Annotated in this window: 16 protein-coding genes; 1 reads left to right on the plus strand and 15 read right to left on the minus strand. The window is 59.4% G+C overall.

Annotated elements, in window-relative coordinates; translation table 11 throughout:
* Positions 1-21: 21 nt before the first annotated feature.
* The 6 genes from NE562_RS02560 to NE562_RS02585 all read right to left on the minus strand — a co-directional run bounded on the left by NE562_RS02560 (position 22) and on the right by NE562_RS02585 (position 5,892).
* Positions 22-933: a DMT family transporter gene (locus NE562_RS02560; protein ID WP_280960826.1), complete on the minus strand. Its 912-nt coding sequence runs from the start codon at positions 931-933 to the stop codon at positions 22-24.
* A 130-nt stretch (positions 934-1,063) separates the two neighbouring features.
* Positions 1,064-1,762, minus strand: coding sequence for an RNA polymerase sporulation sigma factor SigE (sigE, locus tag NE562_RS02565; RefSeq protein WP_280960827.1), 699 nt, complete (start codon positions 1,760-1,762; stop codon positions 1,064-1,066).
* Between the two features lie 13 nt (positions 1,763-1,775).
* On the minus strand, positions 1,776-2,618 hold the full coding sequence (locus NE562_RS02570) for a sigma-E processing peptidase SpoIIGA (RefSeq protein ID WP_280960828.1): 843 nt from the start codon (positions 2,616-2,618) through the stop codon (positions 1,776-1,778).
* A 229-nt stretch (positions 2,619-2,847) separates the two neighbouring features.
* Positions 2,848-3,843: a M42 family metallopeptidase gene (locus NE562_RS02575; protein WP_280960829.1), complete on the minus strand. Its 996-nt coding sequence runs from the start codon at positions 3,841-3,843 to the stop codon at positions 2,848-2,850.
* Positions 3,836-4,861: a M42 family metallopeptidase gene (locus NE562_RS02580; RefSeq protein WP_280960830.1), complete on the minus strand. Its 1,026-nt coding sequence runs from the start codon at positions 4,859-4,861 to the stop codon at positions 3,836-3,838. The genes NE562_RS02575 and NE562_RS02580 overlap by 8 nt, the downstream gene beginning before the upstream one ends.
* The gene (locus NE562_RS02585; RefSeq protein ID WP_280960831.1) at positions 4,858-5,892 is read right to left on the minus strand and encodes a M20/M25/M40 family metallo-hydrolase; all 1,035 of its coding nucleotides are present in this window, start codon (positions 5,890-5,892) and stop codon (positions 4,858-4,860) included. Before NE562_RS02585 ends, NE562_RS02580 begins: the two co-directional genes overlap by 4 nt.
* A 206-nt stretch (positions 5,893-6,098) precedes the next feature.
* Between NE562_RS02585 and NE562_RS02590 the strand changes: the two genes are divergently transcribed.
* Positions 6,099-7,082 carry a hypothetical protein gene (locus NE562_RS02590; protein WP_280960832.1) on the plus strand — a complete coding sequence of 328 codons (984 nt, stop codon included), beginning with the start codon at positions 6,099-6,101 and terminating at the stop codon, positions 7,080-7,082.
* A 307-nt stretch (positions 7,083-7,389) separates the two neighbouring features.
* Here NE562_RS02590 and NE562_RS02595 read toward each other — a convergent pair whose 3' ends face one another.
* From NE562_RS02595 to cmk, 9 genes are all read right to left on the minus strand, one after another.
* Entirely contained in the window at positions 7,390-7,998 is a 609-nt protein-coding gene (locus NE562_RS02595; protein WP_280960833.1) for a carbonic anhydrase, read from the minus strand.
* 19 nt (positions 7,999-8,017) lie between these two features.
* Positions 8,018-9,448 carry an Asp-tRNA(Asn)/Glu-tRNA(Gln) amidotransferase subunit GatB gene (gene gatB, locus NE562_RS02600; protein ID WP_280960834.1) on the minus strand — a complete coding sequence of 477 codons (1,431 nt, stop codon included), beginning with the start codon at positions 9,446-9,448 and terminating at the stop codon, positions 8,018-8,020.
* Between the two features lie 113 nt (positions 9,449-9,561).
* Positions 9,562-11,028, minus strand: a complete 1,467-nt coding sequence (gatA, locus tag NE562_RS02605) for an Asp-tRNA(Asn)/Glu-tRNA(Gln) amidotransferase subunit GatA (protein ID WP_280960835.1) — start codon at positions 11,026-11,028, stop codon at positions 9,562-9,564.
* Positions 11,029-11,046: 18 nt separating this feature from the next.
* Complete coding sequence (locus NE562_RS02610) at positions 11,047-11,334, minus strand: Asp-tRNA(Asn)/Glu-tRNA(Gln) amidotransferase subunit GatC (protein WP_280960836.1); 288 nt, start codon at positions 11,332-11,334, stop codon at positions 11,047-11,049.
* A 1-nt stretch (position 11,335) separates the two neighbouring features.
* Positions 11,336-13,333, minus strand: coding sequence for an NAD-dependent DNA ligase LigA (gene ligA / locus NE562_RS02615; RefSeq protein ID WP_280960837.1), 1,998 nt, complete (start codon positions 13,331-13,333; stop codon positions 11,336-11,338).
* Positions 13,334-13,522: 189 nt separating this feature from the next.
* Positions 13,523-14,206, minus strand: coding sequence for a sporulation protein YunB (yunB, locus tag NE562_RS02620; protein ID WP_280960838.1), 684 nt, complete (start codon positions 14,204-14,206; stop codon positions 13,523-13,525).
* 177 nt (positions 14,207-14,383) lie between these two features.
* Positions 14,384-16,318, minus strand: a complete 1,935-nt coding sequence (locus NE562_RS02625; RefSeq protein WP_280960839.1) for a bifunctional 4-hydroxy-3-methylbut-2-enyl diphosphate reductase/30S ribosomal protein S1 — start codon at positions 16,316-16,318, stop codon at positions 14,384-14,386.
* Positions 16,315-16,899 (minus strand): lysophospholipid acyltransferase family protein, encoded by a 585-nt coding sequence (locus NE562_RS02630; RefSeq protein ID WP_280960840.1) that lies wholly within the window; start codon positions 16,897-16,899, stop codon positions 16,315-16,317. Before NE562_RS02630 ends, NE562_RS02625 begins: the two co-directional genes overlap by 4 nt.
* Positions 16,896-17,576: a (d)CMP kinase gene (cmk, locus tag NE562_RS02635; protein ID WP_330645825.1), complete on the minus strand. Its 681-nt coding sequence runs from the start codon at positions 17,574-17,576 to the stop codon at positions 16,896-16,898. Before cmk ends, NE562_RS02630 begins: the two co-directional genes overlap by 4 nt.

Genomic DNA, 17,576 nt, shown 5'->3' on the forward strand with positions numbered 1-17,576 from the left:
GTGCTTATACCGGCAAACGCCTTACAGACTGTCGCCCGCGCTTTCCATTTTGTTCTTTTTTAATTTTGCGGGCAGGTTCAGCAGCACGATCGCGCTGAGGACGAGCAGAATGCCGCAAAGCTTATCCCACGATACCGCTTCGTGTAGCAGCGTTACGCCGAGAACAGTGGCGACGACCGGCTCCGCCGTGGAAAGGATGGCGGCTTGTCCGGCGGGCACCTTAGCCAGTCCCGCCGTGTATAACAGATACGCCACGACCGTGCACACCAGCGCGCAGCCAAGCGCGTTTCGCAAAACCGCAGGACTGCGGCACAGCCCCAAAAGCCGTACCGGCTGCGACAGCGGGATTGTCGCCAATGCGGCAAATACCGCTGTATAGGCGGTAATGGTCTCCGGCTTGTAATGAACAAGCGCAAACTTGCCGAAAATACTATATAACGCGTAGCCAAAGCCAGAGCCGAGCCCCCAGAGAAGCGCCACAGGCGTGAGCCGTACCCCGCCCGCGGTAAATACGCCCGCCACGAACACACAGCCCAATACCGTGAGCGCCAACGCGGTCACGCTGCGCGCGGAAAGCTTTTCATGAAACAGTACGGCGGAAAGCACCATGACAAAAACCGGCGCGGTATACAGCAGCAGCGCCGCCACCGCGACGCCCGCATATTTGATGCAGGTGATATAGCAAAAATTAAAGAAGGCCAAGCTGCACACGCCCGTGCCGATAAAGTAGAGCAAATGCCGCGGCCGTTTGATGCGCAGCGCCGCCGGATCGCGCACCGCGAGATACACCACATATCCCACCGCGGCGAGTGCAAACCGCATGGTAATCGTCTGCATGCTCGTCAGACCCTCGGCAGATAGCCCGCTGTAAAACACCGGGATCGCGCCCCAGCACACCGCAGCCGCAACGATGAGTAAATACGCTTTTTTCATTTTATTGGTTTCCCCCAGACACGTTTTTATTCTACCGCATTTTTCCGCTCCATGCAAGTTTTACAGCACGGTGCAGCCGGTAAAAAAACGCCGCGGCAAAAGCCGCGGCGTTTCAGTGCGGGAACCACACTCATACCCACTTCAGAATGTCCTTGCGCATGCGCGCGATGATGCGCTTTTCCAAACGGGAGATGTAACTTTGCGAAATGCCGAGCAGATCGGCTACCTCCTTCTGCGTCATGGCTTCGGCCATGCCGATGCCGAAGCGCAGCGAGATAATGCGCTTCTCCCGCTCGGGCAAGCGGTCTAGCGCGCGCAGCAAAAGCGCCCGATCCACATCGTCCTCCAGTGGACGCAGCACGCTGTCGGCCTCTGTACCCAATATATCGGAAAGCAGCAGCTCGTTGCCGTCCCAATCCGAGGAAAGCGGTTCGTCAAAAGAAATTTCCGTGCGCTGGTTGCCGATCTTGCGCAGATGCATTAGAATCTCATTTTCGATACAGCGCGAGGCATAGGTGGCAAGCTTCACGTTTTTATCGCTTTTATAAGTACCCACGGCCTTGATCAGCCCAATCGTGCCGATCGAGATCAGATCCTCCGTGCCAACGCCGCTCGATTCAAATTTACGCGCCAAAAAAACGACCAAGCGCAGGTTGTGCTCGATCAGCGTATTGCGCGCGGCTTCGCTTCCCGCCTGACAGGCGGCGACCTGCTGCGCCTCCTCCACGGCGGAAAGCGGCGGCGGCAGCACCTCGCTGCCGCCGATATAATAGACGCGCCCGCGCCGTTTCAGCAAGTTCAGTAATTTTCCCAGCCATTTTTTCAGCATGATGCTCTCCCTTTCACACGCCCAGCAAGCCTTCGTAACCGCCCTGATCCATTCGTTCCGTTCCAATCGCCAATACACAATCTATTTTTTTGCCGGCGGCGTCCCATACCCCGTCCGGCCTGAAAAACAACAGCAGGCCGTTCGCCGTGCCGACCGCCTGATACGGCAGCAGCCCCGCGCGCCGCGCCAGCTCGGGCGGCAGGGCGGCAAAGCAGGCGGCGGCGTTCCCCGCCGTCAGCCCTTGCAGCGCGGCAAACCGTTCGCCCAGCAGCCGCGCAGCGGCGCTTTGCCCCAGAATAAGCGCCGGTTTTCCGGAAGCGGGCTCGGCCAGCTCATTGCCTGTGTCGCGCAGCACATTCACCTGTATGCGCCTATCAAACAACGAGACCGTGACCGTACCGATCTGCCGCCGTACCGCGCCGTGAGCCGCGTCGCCCCGGAGCAGCACGCCGCTTACCGCGTATCCCACGGCGGCGGCCAGCAGCAGCAAGCGCAGCGGCACCGCGAGGTAATAGCCCGCGCCGAACAGCAGCCGTTTCCCGGTCGCCGCGCCGAGCGCCAGCGCCACACCCGCGAACGCGGCCGATACCAGCAGATAAAGCGCGCAGACACGCACGAACGGCCCTTTGCCATAGTACGCCGCGGCGCAAATCCCCACGCCCGCTGCAAGCCGCAGCGGCAGGGCTCCCAGTACCGGCATTACGGCGCCCAGCACCGCATAAGCGCCGCCCAGCAGCGCCGCGAGGGCGATGCGCCCTCTTCCGCTATGTATACCGCCCAGCCGGGCCGCGGCCAGCAGGGTCGCGTAATCCATCAGTGCGTTCACCGCGAACAGCACATCCACATAGACCGTCATACGCGCCCTCCCTCCGCCGATTGCTATCATATCACTTTGCGGCCGAGCTTTTTGACGAAAGGACACAAGCAAAAAAATAGGAGATAGGAAGTAATGAGAAATTAGTAATTAGTAGTTAGGAATTGTGGTATCGCGCAAAGCGCGATGATTGAATATCCGGCTTTGCCGGAACTCCACCATTACTAATTACTAATTTCTAATTACTACTTCCTAACCCCTACTTTAAAAATTAAAACGTATGGCAAACGGCGTGTGCGAGCAGCGCGGCCGCGGCGGCGACGTCGCTTTCGGCGCACATTTCGCTTGGGGAGTGGATATACCGCGTCGGGATGGACACCGCGCCGGACAAAACGCCCGTGCGCGTCTTTTGCAGGGCGGCCGTATCCGTGCCGCCAAACTGCAATATCTCGCGCTGGAGCGGCAGGCCGAGCGCTTCGCCCGCCTGCGTCAGCCCCGCGACGACCTGCGGCGCGCAAATGACCGAGCGATCCATGACCTTGATCGCGGGGCCGCCGCCGAGCGATACCGCCATGGGGCTTTTGCGCTCGGGCAGGTCGCCGGTATCGGTCACATCGACCGCGAGCGCCAGATCAGGCTCAACCGCGAACGCGGCGGCGCCCGCGCCCCGCAGGCCGACCTCCTCCTGCGAGGTAAACACAAAGTATAGGTCGTTATCCGTTTCGGCGAGCTGCTCCATCGCGAGCAGCAGCGTCACGCAGCCGATGCGGTTATCCAGATAGGGGCCGCACAGCACGCCGTTCTGTGAAAAGCTCGGCGCGGCAAACACGGCGAAATCACCCACCTGAACCTGCCGCTCCGCCTCTGCGCGGTCTTTCGCGCCGATGTCGATAAACAGGTTGTCGAGCGTCAGCTCCTTAAAGGGCGTTTTTTCCTCATAGGAGATCACGCCGCGCGTGCCGTTTGCAAACCGCACCTGAATATTGATCAGATCGCCCTTAAATAGGCCGCCGACCGGCGAAAAGCGCAGAAAGCCGTTATCGTCGATATACGTGGCGACCACACCGATCGTATCCATATGCGCGGCCAGCAAGATCTTTTTGCCGCCGCCTTTTTTCCGGCAGATCAGGCTGCCGAGCGCGTCCGTCGTCATATCGTCCACATAGTCTGCGGCGAGGGCGGCAATGGTCTCGCGCACCCCCTGCTCGCGGCCGGACGGCCCGAACGCACCGCCCACCTTCTGGTAAAGGTCAAATATTTTACTCATCGTCGTTCCCTCCGAGTTCCTCTAAAAATGCGCGGCAGAGCGCCAAAACAGCCTCACAGTCCGCCGTGGCCGCGACGCTTGCGGGCGAGTGGATATAGCGCACCGGCGCGGCGACCGCGCACACGCGCACGCCCGCGCGGCTCTTGTGGATGCGGCCCGCGTCCGTGCCGCCGGAAACGCGGCTTTTGGTCTGCCACGGAATATGGCGCGTAGCCGCGGCGTCCCGCAGCAGCTCGAACAGCGCGGCGTCGTAGATCGTCGAACCGTCCATGAACGGAATGACCGCGCCGCCGCGCAGGCGGCAGACAGCCTTGCCATCCTTTACATCGTACAGGTCCGCCGCGGTCGTGCCCTCAATCACCAGACAAAAGCCGGGGTCGAGCGCATACGCCATGGTCGCGGATCCGCGCAGGCCGGTTTCCTCCTGCACGGTGAAGCAAAACCACGTATCAACCGGCGGCTTGTCCTTCAGCATCGTCAAAAGCACGGCGCAGCCGATCCGGTCGTCGATCGCGCGGGCCTTTAAAAAGCCATCGCCAAACAAAACGGGCGGGGAATCAAACACGCCGTAATCGCCGGGCGCGACAAGCGCCTCCGCCGCAGCACGGTTCTCCGCGCCGATATCGATATACAGGTCGCGCGTCTTTGGCATGTGTTTTCGTTCCGCCGCCGTGGTCAGGTGTACGGCCTTAATGCCGATCACGCCCACCGTTTTGCCGAAGCGCACGCGCCGTCCGATGACGACGCGGGGATCGACCCCGCCGACAAAGCCAAATTTCAGCATGCCGTCCTCGGTCGCGCGCTTTACAATCACGCCGACCTCGTCCATGTGCGCGGCCAGCACGACCGGGCGCTCGGGCGCTTTTTCGCCCCGGCGCAATACCATCAGGTTGCCGATCGCATCCTCGCGTATTTCGTCGGCAAAGGGTTCGGCCTGTCCACGGATAAAGTCCCGTACCGCGTCCTCACAGCCCGAGGGGCCGGGCAGCGCGCACAGGGTTTTCAGCAGCTCGATCATGCGCCCACCTCCCCATCGAATTTGCGGACAAACTGGTAGATCAGATCAGCCGTGTCCGTCAGATCGGACAGACGGATCGCTTCGATCGGCGTGTGCATGTAGCGCAGCGGAATGGAGAGCAGCGCGGTCGCCACGCCGTGCGCGACGATCTGCATCGTCCAAGCGTTGGTGCCGGTATTCCCTTCCATCACCTCGGTTTGATAATGGATATCCTCCGCCTTGGCGGTCTTCTGAATAGCCGTCGTCAGCCCCCGGTGCAGGTTGGGGCCCACGCCGATAAGCGGGCCGCCGCCGTATTCAAACACGCCCTCCGCCGGTGCGTCCGGCGTTTTGGCATGGCTGACATCCACCGCGATCGCAAACGAAGGCTGCACCGCAAACGTACCCGTGGCCGCGCCGAGGCCGGTCACTTCCTCCTGCGCGCTGATCAATACGGCCACATCGCATCGCAGCGATTTTTCACCCGCAAGCCGCTCCATCGCGCTGAGGATGGCGGCAATGCCCGCGCGGTCATCCAAGCTTTTGCCCGAAACGCAGTCGCCCGCGAGCCTCACCGGCTCGCCCGCGAACACGATCGGCGTGCCGATCGTGATTTTCTCCTTCGCGTTCAAAAGACCGGTGTCGATCAGCATTTCGTCGACCGGTACGGCATTGTCCTGCTCGCCCGCCTTCAGCAGATGCGGCGGCAGGCAGGATACCACGCCGAACAACAGCTCTTCCGCTAGGATGGTCACCTCTCCCGCCAGCAGCATACGCGGGTCAACCCCGCCCACCGGCGCAAAACGCAAGAAGCCGCCCTCCAGCACATCGGTCACCAGAAAACCGATCTGATCCAGATGCGCGTCCAGCAGGATGGTGGGGGCGTCCGGCTTGCCGCAGCTTTTGCGCGCCAGCACATTGCCGTGCACATCGACCGAGACTTCGCTGCAATAGGGCCGCAGCATATCCGCTACCGTTTCCGCGGCCTTTGGCTCAAACCCACTCACCGCCGGCAGGGCGCACAGCGTTTTTAGGGTCTCAAATATCTCCAAAACATTCATTCCTCCCTTTCCTGATTTGTTTTGTCAAGGAATATTATACCCTTTGGGCCCTCCCATTACAATAAAATCTGATTGCTTTGCCGCTATAATTCCCTTTTCTGTTGATTCTCACTTGACGGCCTTGCCACGCGGTGGTATATTGTTGTTATAGCAAAACGTAAATATTATTTACCTTTTTGAAAATGGAGGGATCGAACATGACCGAGCTCACCCTTGCCGCGCGTTTTGCGCTGCTTTCTCTCAATGCACAGGATAGCCTGCATATGACAGTTGCCAAGCGCATGGCGCTGCGCTGCACGGCTGCCGCCGCTGTTTGTGAAGTACAGCTTGATCGCGGCTTTCCGCTGGATAGCGCTTTTCTCACCGCGCCGGGCGATCCTTCTCTGTCGCTTTACCAACAGGCGGCGCTTGAAGCGCTGGACCCCCAGCCTGCAGACACGGCCATCGACCTGCTCGCGCGCACCGCGCATCTGCATGATAAGGCGCTCGCCGCCGTTGAGCGCGCGGTGACCGATCTGTTAAAAGGCCGAAATCTGCTGGACGAGGTTCAATCCCTGCTCGCGTGCGATATGGATTTTGACGTACAAAACATGGATTTGCTCGAATACCGCGCGGAGCGGGAGGCGTATCATTCCATCGCCGAAGCCCTCCACACCGAGATTTTGACGGACGACCAAATGGACGATGAAAACGTGCTGTTCTTTTTCCTGCTGCGCGAAAGCGGCTGCATCCACGACTTGTTTTCCGAAGGCGAGATGCCCACGGTCCATGTGCAGATGCAAAAAGCAAGCGCCTTTTCCCCACTCGCCAAAGTGCTGTTTCCGCTCGAGATCCATAAAAATATGGAGAAAAAGATCAAGGAATTTTTGGTGGGGAAAAAGAACATGTCCACCGCAGACTGCGGGGTCGGCCTGAACTTTCTTTTCCCTGTTTTTCAGCGCAATCAATCAGTCTTTATCGATGTGGAAAAGCTGTACGAATCGAACGAGGACTTTTTGGCTCATGTTTTGGAGCGTCTTAAAAACCACGAAGTCGAGGTGCTGCGAACCGGCAAGGTACCGCTTTTGCGGATCGATAATGTTCTGTACGAGGCCGTGCCCAGCGCCGTACCCGTCGGCGGCGTAGGTTTACGCGTACCCGTTTACGGCGCGCGCCTGCGGCTCTATCCAATGTTTCAGTAAAGACGCGGCAAGCTACCGCAGCTCTCCCCCATGGTGGACAAAACGGCGGCGTGTGGTCACGCCGCAGCGCGCATAGAATGGAAAATGGAGCGAAGCGACGTAAAATCTGTTTTTTCGGGGGCGTGTACCTCGAAAAAACACCTCGACCCGCGCCACCGGGCGCGTAACCCGGGGGTATCGAGACCGGTTTCTCCGAAACTGGTCGAGTGTCTAGGGGGCACCCCGTGCCCCCTAGACAGCGTGTCGACTTTGTCGACACGCTAAAAAGGAGGAGGGACAACCAAACGGTTGTCCCTCCTCCTTTTTATCATGCTTTTGAGTTTTCCGGCTCATTCACCTGTAAAAGCGTGACCTCGCCGGTTTGGGTATTGTACTTGGCGGCGGCAAAGGTCAAATCGGGCACGCTTGCCAGCACGGGGTCTGCCCGAAGCAGGGCAAGGCTGCTTAAAATATTGAAATTCTCCGCTTGTTCGGCCACCTGCTCGGGCAAGGCCGCTTGTCGGATCGCCTGTTCGACCGAGGGGGCGATATGACTCAGCACCCGCTTCATGCAGCCGTTTCCCTTGCCTTGCAGCGCGCCCGCCACAGCGCCGCAGCCCGAATGGCCCATCACCAGCACCAGCCGCGCGCCCAGATCGGCGACCGCGTATTCCACGCTGCCGCGTTCAAAATCCGAAACCACGTTTCCAGCTGTGCGGATCGAAAAAATCTGCCCCAGCCCTTGGCAAAAAACCAGCTCCGGCGTGACGCGGGAATCCGAACAGCACAGCACCGCCGCCCGCGGCCGCTGCCCTTCGTTGCAGAGGCGGGCAATCTCCGTCCGGTCCGCGATGGCGGGGCCTTGCCCTTCGCGAAAGGCGCGGTTGCCCTCCAGCAGGCTTTCCAGCACCGCCCGGCCTTGCCCGCTTTGCTTCATGCCATCGGCCCCTTCCCTGTTACAGCTTTGCAAGCTCCTCCGCGATCAGCTTATTGATGATCTGCGGATTGCCCTGTCCCTTGGAGGCCTTCATGCACTGGCCCACAAGGAAGCCGGTGACGTTTTTACCGGCCTTGAAGTCGGAAACGGCCTTTTCATTGTTTGCCAGCACGTCCTGCACGATCGCGCGAATCGCGCCCTCATCGGACACCTGCTTGAGGCCCATGCGTTCGACGATCGCCTCGACCGCTTCGTCGGTCTCAAACATGGCGGGCAGCACCTTTTTGCCTGCCGCGCCCGAAATCGTGCCCTGATCGATCAGCACGATCAGATCGATCAGCTTATCGGCGTTCAGCCTCGTGCTTTCCAACTCGACCGCCTTGTCGTTCAGATACTTGGAAATATCCGAAAGAATCCAGTTGGCGGCCGCCTTGGGTTTTACCTTGCCGGATTTCGCGCAACGGTCGAGCAGCTCCGCCTTGGCGAAGTTCTCCGAGATCAGGCGCGCTTCCATCGCGGTCATGCCGTACTCGTTCAGATAGCGCTCGTAGCGGCTGATCGGCAGCTCAGGGATCTCGCTTTCGATCCGGCGCATCCACTCGTCGTCGATCTCGACCGGAATCAGGTCGGGATCGGGGAAATAACGGTAGTCCTGCGCGTCCTCTTTGGTGCGCATGACGGTGTTTTTCAGCTTCACATCATCCCAGCGGCGCGTTTCCTGCTGTACCTCACCGCCGTGCTCTACCAGATCGATCTGGCGCGCGATCTCGTAATCAATGGCGCGCACCGCGCCCGAGAAGGTGTTGACGTTCTTCATTTCCACGCGCGTACCCAGCGTATCCGATCCTTCCGGGCGGATGGACACGTTCACGTCGCAGCGGATCGAGCCTTCCTCCATCTTGCAATCCGAGATATCGAGGTAGCCGAGCGTGGTCTTGATCATTTCGAGAAATTCCTTGGCCTCCGCAGAGGAACGCAGGTCGGGCCGCGTGACCATTTCGATCAGCGGCACGCCGCAGCGGTTAAAGTCGACGACCGTGCCGTCGATCTCGTCATGCAACAGCTTGCCCGCGTCCTCCTCAAAATGGATGCGCTCCAACCGGCAGGACTTTTTTTCGCCGTCCACATAGAAGAACACCTCGCCGTTTTCGCAAATCGGCACATCGAACTGCGAAATTTGGTAGGCCTTGGGCAGGTCAGGGTAAAAATAATTCTTACGGTCGGCCTTGCACAGCCGGTTTACCGTGCAACCGGTGGCCTTGCCCATCTTGGCGGCATAGTGCACGACCTCGCGGTTCAATACGGGCAGCGCGCCCGGCATGCCCGTGCAGACCGGGCAGGTATGGGTGTTGATCGGCGCACCGAATCCGGTCGAACACGAGCAGTAGATCTTGCTCTTCGTCGATAGCTCCGCGTGCACCTCAAGGCCGATGACAGCTTCGTATTTCATTTAAATGTATTCACTCCTTAAACCTATCTGTCATTCTGATGAGCGGAGCGAGGAAGAATCCCGCGCGTACGCGCGAGTTCCTTCGCTGCGCTCAGGAAGACGATGCGGGTAACTTACAGTGCCGCGATAATATTCTTGAGACCGGACGCCTGCTCAAACGCAAGGCCGGCGTTTAAAAGCTTTTGCTCGCCAAAGCGCGGGCCGATCAGCTGCATGCCGACGGGCAGGCCCGCCGCGTCATAGCCGCAGGGTTGCACCAAACCGGGCAGGCCCGCGATGTTGACCGATACCGTGCAGATATCGCCCGCGTACATCTCGATCGGGCTGGCGGTCTTGGAGCCCAGCTCGTACGCCGTCGTCGGCGCGACCGGGGTTAGAATCACATCGCACTTCCGGAACGCTTCGGCAAACTCCTCTTTGATCTTGCGCTGCGCGGCGCGCGCCTTTTTGTAGTAAGCATCATAATAGCCGGAGGACAGCACATAGGTGCCCAGCATAATGCGGCGCTGCACCTCGGCCCCAAAGCCCTCCGAACGGCTTTTAACATACAGGTCGATCAGATCCTCAAAGCCTTCGGCGCGGTAGCCGTACTTGACGCCGTCGAACCGCGCGAGGTTGGAGGACGCTTCCGCCGACGACAAAATGTAATAAACCGGCAGCGCATACTCCACAAGCGGCAGAGAGATCTCGAATACCTCGGCGCCTAGGCTTTTATAGGTCTCGGCGGCCTTCATCACGTTTTCGCGAACCTCATCCGAAACGCCCGCGCCGAAATACTCCTTCGGCAGGCCGATCTTCATGCCCTTGACGTCCGCGTTCAGGTTTTGGCGGACCGAGCCCTCAAACGGCGTCTTGACCGAGGTCGAATCGTGCAGCGGGTCGTGGCCGGTGATCGCGTCCAGCAGCATGGCCGCGTCCTCGATCGAACGGGCGAACGGGCCGATCTGATCCAGCGAGGATGCAAACGCGATCAGGCCATAGCGGGACACCGCGCCGTACGTCGGCTTGAGGCCGACCACGCCGCAGAACGACGCGGGCTGGCGGATTGATCCGCCGGTGTCGGAGCCGAGCGAAAGCGGCGCTTCGCCCGCGGCCACGATCGCGGCCGAGCCGCCGGAGGAGCCGCCCGGCACGCGGTCCAGCCCGTGCGGGTTATGCGTCGGATGCACGGCTGAATTTTCACAGGAAGAGCCCATGGCGAACTCGTCCATATTGGCCTTGCCGGTGATGACCGCGCCGTGCGCGGCCAGCTTTTCCACGACCGTCGCGTTATACGGCGGCTTAAAGTTATAAAGCATTTTGGAAGCGCAGGTGGTCAGCGTTCCCTTGGTGCAAATATTATCCTTCACGGCGACCGGAATGCCCGCAAGCGGCGAAAGCGCTTCGCCCGCGGCGCGCTTATCATCCACCGCCTTCGCGGCGGCAAGCGCCGCGTCCTCGGTCACGGTCACATAGCCCTGTACCTTGTCCTCCACGGCCTTGGTGCGCGCCAGCACGTCTTGCGCCAGCTCGACGGCGGAGATCTCCTTATTGCGGAGCTTATCGGACAGTTCCGCTGCTGTCTGCTTAAAAAGTTCCATTCTGCTGCTGTCCCTCCCTTATTCGACGACGCGCGGCACGGCCACGCCGCCCGCCTGAAAGTCCGGCGCGTTCGGCGCGACCAGCTCGTCCGGTGTAAATTCCTGAATCACTTCGTCCTCATGGAACGCGTTCTTGCGTTCGGTGTCGATCACATCGGTGATATCGCCCAGATCAAGGTCGGCCAGCTTGTCCACCATGCCGACGATGCCCTGCATATCCTCCGCCAGCCGGTCGAACACGCCGCCATTGGAATCGAGTCGCGCCAAAACGGCGATGTGCTCGATCTCACCCCGCGAAATTGCCATATTATTTTTCCTCCTCTGCTGCTTCTCGTATCATGTTTTGAAATTCTTCTTCTGTCAGCACGGGAATACCGAGTTCAGCCGCTTTTTGCAGCTTGCTGCCCGCGTTTTCCCCTGCGACGACGTAAGCTGTCTTTTTGGAAACCGAGCCGGACGCTTTACCGCCCAGCGACTCGATTAGATCGTTGATCTCCTGCCTGCTGTAAAGCGTCAGGCTGCCGGTGGCGACGATTGTTTTGCCCGCGAGCAGATCGCTTTTGGCGGTCTTTTCGCCGGTAAAGTTCACGCCGTGCGCGCGCAGCTGATCGATCAGCGTCTTCGACTGGTCGAGCTCGCGCCACGCGGCGATGGATTCCGCCGTGGTCTGCCCGATATCGCGAATCTCGGTCATTTCCTCCACCGTGGCGGCCAAAACCGCGTCCAGACTGCCGAAGTGGTTGGACAGTACCTTGCCCGCCTTCTGGCCGACATGGCGAATGCCGAACGCAAAGAGCAGCCGCGACAGATCGCGCGTTTTACTGTCCTCAATGCCGCGCAGCAGATTGCCCGCCCACACATCGACCTTTTTGCCAAGCGGCAACAGCTGTTCGAGCGTTAGGTCGTACAGGTCGGCCGCCGAACGGACAAGACCCGCGTCAATCAGTTTGACCAAATTTCCTTCGCCGCAGCCGTCGATATCCATCGCGTCGCGCGAGGCAAAGTGCATCAAATTGCGCAAAAGCTGCGCCGGACAGGCCGCGCCTGTGCAGCGAATGGCGGCTTCCTCCTCGTCCTCGAATACGGGCGCGCCGCAAGCCGGGCAAAAGCGCGGCATTTCATAAGGCGCCGCGTCCGCCGGGCGCTTGTCCAGCTCCACCTCGACGATCTCCGGAATGATCTCCCCCGCCTTACGCACCGATACCGTATCGCCCACGCGCACATCGAGCTCCCGGATAAAATCGCGGTTGTGCAGCGTAGCGCGGGACACGGTCGTGCCCGCGAGGCGGACCGGCTCTAAAACGGCGTTCGGCGTCAACACGCCCGTGCGGCCGACCGAAATGACGATATCCTTCAAAAGCGTTTGCTTGATTTCGGGCGGATATTTATACGCCGCCGCCCAGCGCGGGAATTTCGCGGTGGAGCCAAGCGTTTCACGCTGCAAAAAGTCGTTTACCTTGATCACCGCGCCGTCGATATCAAAATCCAGCGCGCCGCGGGTCTCGCCCATGCGCAATATCTCGCTGTGGCACTCATCCGCTGTGTGGAAGATCGGATACACCGGACTGACCGGAAAACCCAGTTTTTTTAAATAATCGAGCGACTCCGTATGGCTGCCAAGGGGCAGCTCGTCCGCGTTTTGGATGTTGAAGCAAAAGATCGAAAGGCGGCGCTCCTTGGTGACCTTGCTGCTCTTTTGCCGCAAGGAGCCCGCCGCCGCGTTGCGCGGGTTGGCGAGCAGAGGCTTTTCGTGCAGCTCCAGTTCGGCGTTCAGCGCATCAAACACCGATTTTTTCATATACACCTCGCCGCGAACGATCAGCCGCGGCGGCGCGTCCTCCAGCTTAAGCGGGATGTCCTTAATCGTTTTCAGGTTGGCGGTCACATCCTCGCCCACCTGACCGTCTCCGCGCGTAAGACCCTGCGTGAATACGCCGTTTTCATACAAGAGCGCGACCGAAAGTCCGTCGATCTTGTATTCGACCACATATTCGGCTTCGCCCACCGCGCCTTCGACACGGGCAAAAAACTCACCCAGCTCCTCGAAGGAAAACACATCCTGCAAGCTTTCCAGCGGATACGCGTGCCGCACCTTGGCGAAACGGCCGGATGCCGAACCACCGACCCGCTGGGTCGGCGAATCAGCGTCGGCGTACTCCGGGTGTTCGGCTTCCAGCGCGCGCAGCTCGCGCTGGAGCATGTCATAATCATAATCCGAAATTTCGGGCGCGTCTTCGTTATAGTATTTTTCATTGTGATACCGCAGCTTTTCACGCAGCGCGGTGATCTGACTGAGCGTATCCATCAGCACCTTCTCCAATCCCAATACAGTTTATTATACCAAATTTTCTCGCCCACTGAAAGAGGGAATTTAATTAATTAGGAATTAGTAATGAGTAGTTAGTAATTGTGGTATCGCGCGGGGCGCGATCATCAAATCAATCGGCCCGCGGCCATTCCTTGTTTTTAATTCCTAATTCCTAACTACTAATTCCTAATTGGTTTCCGCGTAATCGTTGATTTTTCCCAGCAGACCGTCCCTCGTATCGTCGATATAGGTATACTGCTCGGGTACGGTGCCGATGATCACGGTATCCGTCACCGGATAGGAAGTCTTCACCTCTTTATACGTCACGCCGAACGGGGTCAGGATGCGGAAGCCCGCCCGCACCTCGATCAGGATGTTATGCCGTGTTTGGTTGATGCCGGCGGAGGAAAACGCGCTGACGAACTCGGCGGACATCTGCGATAGCGCGGTCATGCCGACATCCACCGTCGGCCCCATGCCGCTGAACAGCGAGGGCGCGAACACCGAGCCGAGCGGCACCTCTACCGTTGTCTGCTCCAGATCCTCCAGCCGTTCAAATAGGCCGTTGACGAGCGCGGCCTTGATCTGGCCGATCGCGATTACATCGGTTTTCAGCGCGGTGACATGGTTTTCGTCGTCTCTTTCCAGTACGACCAGATTTTCATAGGTTTCTCGGTCTGCGTATATTTTATCCTGCAAAACGTTGTTGATCTCTTGCAAGGCGCTGTCTTCGCATAAATTCACTGCATATTCCATAAAAACCGGCCGAAACCGCAACGTGATCACAGCGGCGAGCGCCAATACAACCAGCGCGCAAACGACCAGCCACCGCGCGCCCCGCCCTCTTCTCCGGTACCTTCTTCGCCGCATTCACACCAACCCCTTCAGGGTCAGTATACGCGGAACACGCAGTCTGGTATCACAAAGATTGAACGCGGCACCCCGCCTGCTGTTTTCTATTTTGTGCCCGCCGCCGCATGATGGACGTTTTCTAAAGACAAAAAGGCCCGCTGCAGCATGCAGCGGGCCTTTGAACGCATTTGAAACTTATTCGTCGTCGTACTCGTCGTCATCGACAAGCAGAGCGCGGATGGAAAGGGATACCTTCTTCTTCTCATCGTTGATGTCGATGATCTTGGCATCCACCTGCTGGCCGGCGGTCAGCGCATCCTCGGGCTTGGCGATGCGGTGATCGGCGATCTGCGAAATGTGGATCAGGCCGTCCACGCCCGGTACGATCTCAGCGAACGCGCCGAAGGGCATGAACTTGAGGATCTTGACTTCCGCTACGTCGCCCACAGCGTAGTTGGACTTAAATACGTTCCACGGATTGTCCTCCTCGCGCTTGTAGCCGAGAGAGATCTTCTTGTTTTCCTTGTCCAGACCGATTACAAACACCTTGATCTGATCGCCGACAGCGACGACCTCGCTCGGGTGCTTGATGCGGCCCCAAGACAGCTCGGAGATATGGACCATGCCGTCCACGCCGCCGATGTCTACGAACGCGCCGTAGCTCGTCAGGGACTTTACGGTGCCGTCGTACTCGTTGCCGACCTCGATGGTCTCCCAGATCTTTTCAGCGGCAACCTTGCGGGCTTCCTGCTGGATCTGGCGGATCGAACCGACCACGCGCTTGCGCTGGCGGTTGATCTCGGTAATATAGAAGGACTGCTTGGTCTTAACCAGCTGGCTCATCGGCTGATCCTTGGGCACGCCGGTCTGGCTGGCGGGCACAAACACACGCACGCCGAACGCCGTGGCGACAACGCCGCCGCGGTTCTCTTCGACGATAATGCCTTCGACGACCGCGTGGTCCTCAAACGCCTTCTCGATGGTCTCCCAACCCTTGAGCTGATCGACGCGCTTCTTGGACAGGGTAACGGTACCCTCGCCGTCGTTGACACGAACGACAACGGCTTCGATCTCATCGCCGGGGTGGATATTGGCGTTTACGTCGTAGGACGGGTCGTCGGACAGCTCGCTCAGCGGGATGTAAGCGGTATGCTTAACGCCTAAATCGACCTGCACATCGGTCGAGGAAATCGCTACTACCGTACCGGTGACTTTCTCTCCTGTATTTAAAGTTTTGAAGGACTCTTCGAGCATCGCCGCAAAGTCTTCACCATTTTCAATTTTCGTTTCTTCGCTCATCATGTTACTGACCTCCTTAATTATCCATGCCGGTGTGGATGCTCCCGCCGTGATCCCGACCCTGCGGCCGTGCCCGCGCTCCTGTGCCTGAAGCTCCTCGGCGTCCTCGATGAGCAGGACGTTTCCGCACAGCGAGCGGCTGATCTCGTACAGCCGTTTGGTGTTGGAACTTTTTTTATCACCGATTACGATCATCTCATCCGACGCACCGGCAAGCAGACGAGCCTCCGACTGGCGCTCATCCGTCGCTTTACATATTGTATCAAAAATTTTGAGGTTTGTACACCTTTTTTTTAGTAAGCCGATAGATTTATTCCAAAGCGTTCGGTTTACTGTCGTCTGCGCGACGACAGAGATCGGCCGCCGGCAAAAGGCGGGGTCTTCCACGGCGCGCGCGGTCTCCGTTTCGCTTGCCAGAACGACCGATTCCCCGCACCAGCCCTGTATGCCCACCACCTCTGGATGGCCCGGGCTGCCGAAGATGACGACGAGCCGCCCGTCGGCCGATTGCTCGTCTGCTATTTTATGGATCTTATGCACAAAGGGGCAAGTCGCGTCGAATATCTCGCAGCGCTTTTCGGCCAGCTGCCTCAGTGCCGCGCGGGGCACGCCGTGCGCGCGGATCAAAACGGGCGCGCCGTCCGGAATCAGCGCGATCTCCCCCGCGGTCTGCACGCCCTTTTCGGTGAGCCGGTCTATCTCATGCTGGTTATGGATGATCTCGCCGTAAGCGTAAATGCGACCGCGTTTTTCAGCTTCCGCCTCTGCCAGCTCGACCGCGCGGCGCACGCCGAAACAGAACCCGGCGGTTTTGGCGACGGTCACACTCATATGGTATCCTTCAGCGCATAAATGCGGCGCAGGATATCGTCCGCGATCACCGCGTAATCCTTTTCCTTGGAATCTGGCAGGAACGGCTTGCCGATCACGACCGTGGCATGGCAGCGGCGGCCCTTGCCCTCTGAAATGTACATGGGCAGAATCGGCGCGCGGGTCTTGACCGCGAGCATCGCCGCGCCCTTTTTCGTCTCCCCCTCGGCCGCGTCGCGCGTGCCCTGCGGGAAGATGATGAGTTTTTGCCCTTGCTTTACCGTATTCAGCGCCGTTTTGATCGCGGTGATATCCGCGCCGCCCCGGTCGATCGGGAACGCGCCCAGCCAAGTGATCAGCGGACCGAGCAAGCCCTTCTGGAACAGCTCCTTTTTCGCCATCAGCCGCAGCGGCACCTTGCCGCCGAGCGCGGACGCGGCCAGCGGCGGATCGGACAGCTGGCAGTGGTTGGGACAGACGACGCAGCCGCCCGCCGGGATGTTTTCCCGCCCTTTTACCGTAAAGCCATAATAGATATGATAGGCCAGCGCCACGAACGGGATCGCGATGCGCTGAAACCAGCGATGATATTTACTTTTCATGCTGTCTCCTCCTTTTCCCGAATGATGCGTACGACCGCTGCTATGCTCTCCGCGAGCGTCAAATCGCTCGTATCGAGCTTAATAGCATCCTCCGCTTGGCGAAGCGGGGCGATAGCGCGCGTCATATCCTGCCGGTCGCGCCTTTCGATATCTTGCGCAACGCTTTGCAGCGTTACGGTAAGTCCCTTTTCGCAAAGCTCGTCGTACCGGCGCTTGGCCCTGCACGCGACCGAGGCGGTCAAAAAGATCTTCACCTGCGCGTCCGGCAGAATGACCGTGCCGATATCGCGCCCATCCATAATGACGTTGTTCTCTCGGGCCATGCCGCGCTGTAAATCGAGCAAGAACCGCCGTACCTCGGGCACGGCTGAAACCTTGGAGGCGTACTGCGCGATCTGCGGCGTGCGAATGGCCGCCGAAACGTCCTCGCCGCCCAGCAACACGTGCTGCACGCCGTCTTCGTATCGCAGCGAAACACGCAGGCCGTCAAGGGCCGCAATAATACCCGCCGTATCCTCTTCCGCCACGCCGCGGCGGCAAACGCAAAGGCCGATCGCGCGATACATCGCGCCCGTATCCACATAGATGAAGCCGAGCTGCGCCGCCGCCGCCCGCGCCACTGTCGATTTGCCCGCGCCCGAAGGCCCGTCAATCGCAACCGCAAGATATCCCATCAT

Origin of the sequence: Butyricicoccus faecihominis, assembly GCF_024462775.1 — a bacterium.
Taxonomy (GTDB): domain Bacteria; phylum Bacillota; class Clostridia; order Oscillospirales; family Butyricicoccaceae; genus Agathobaculum; species Agathobaculum faecihominis_A.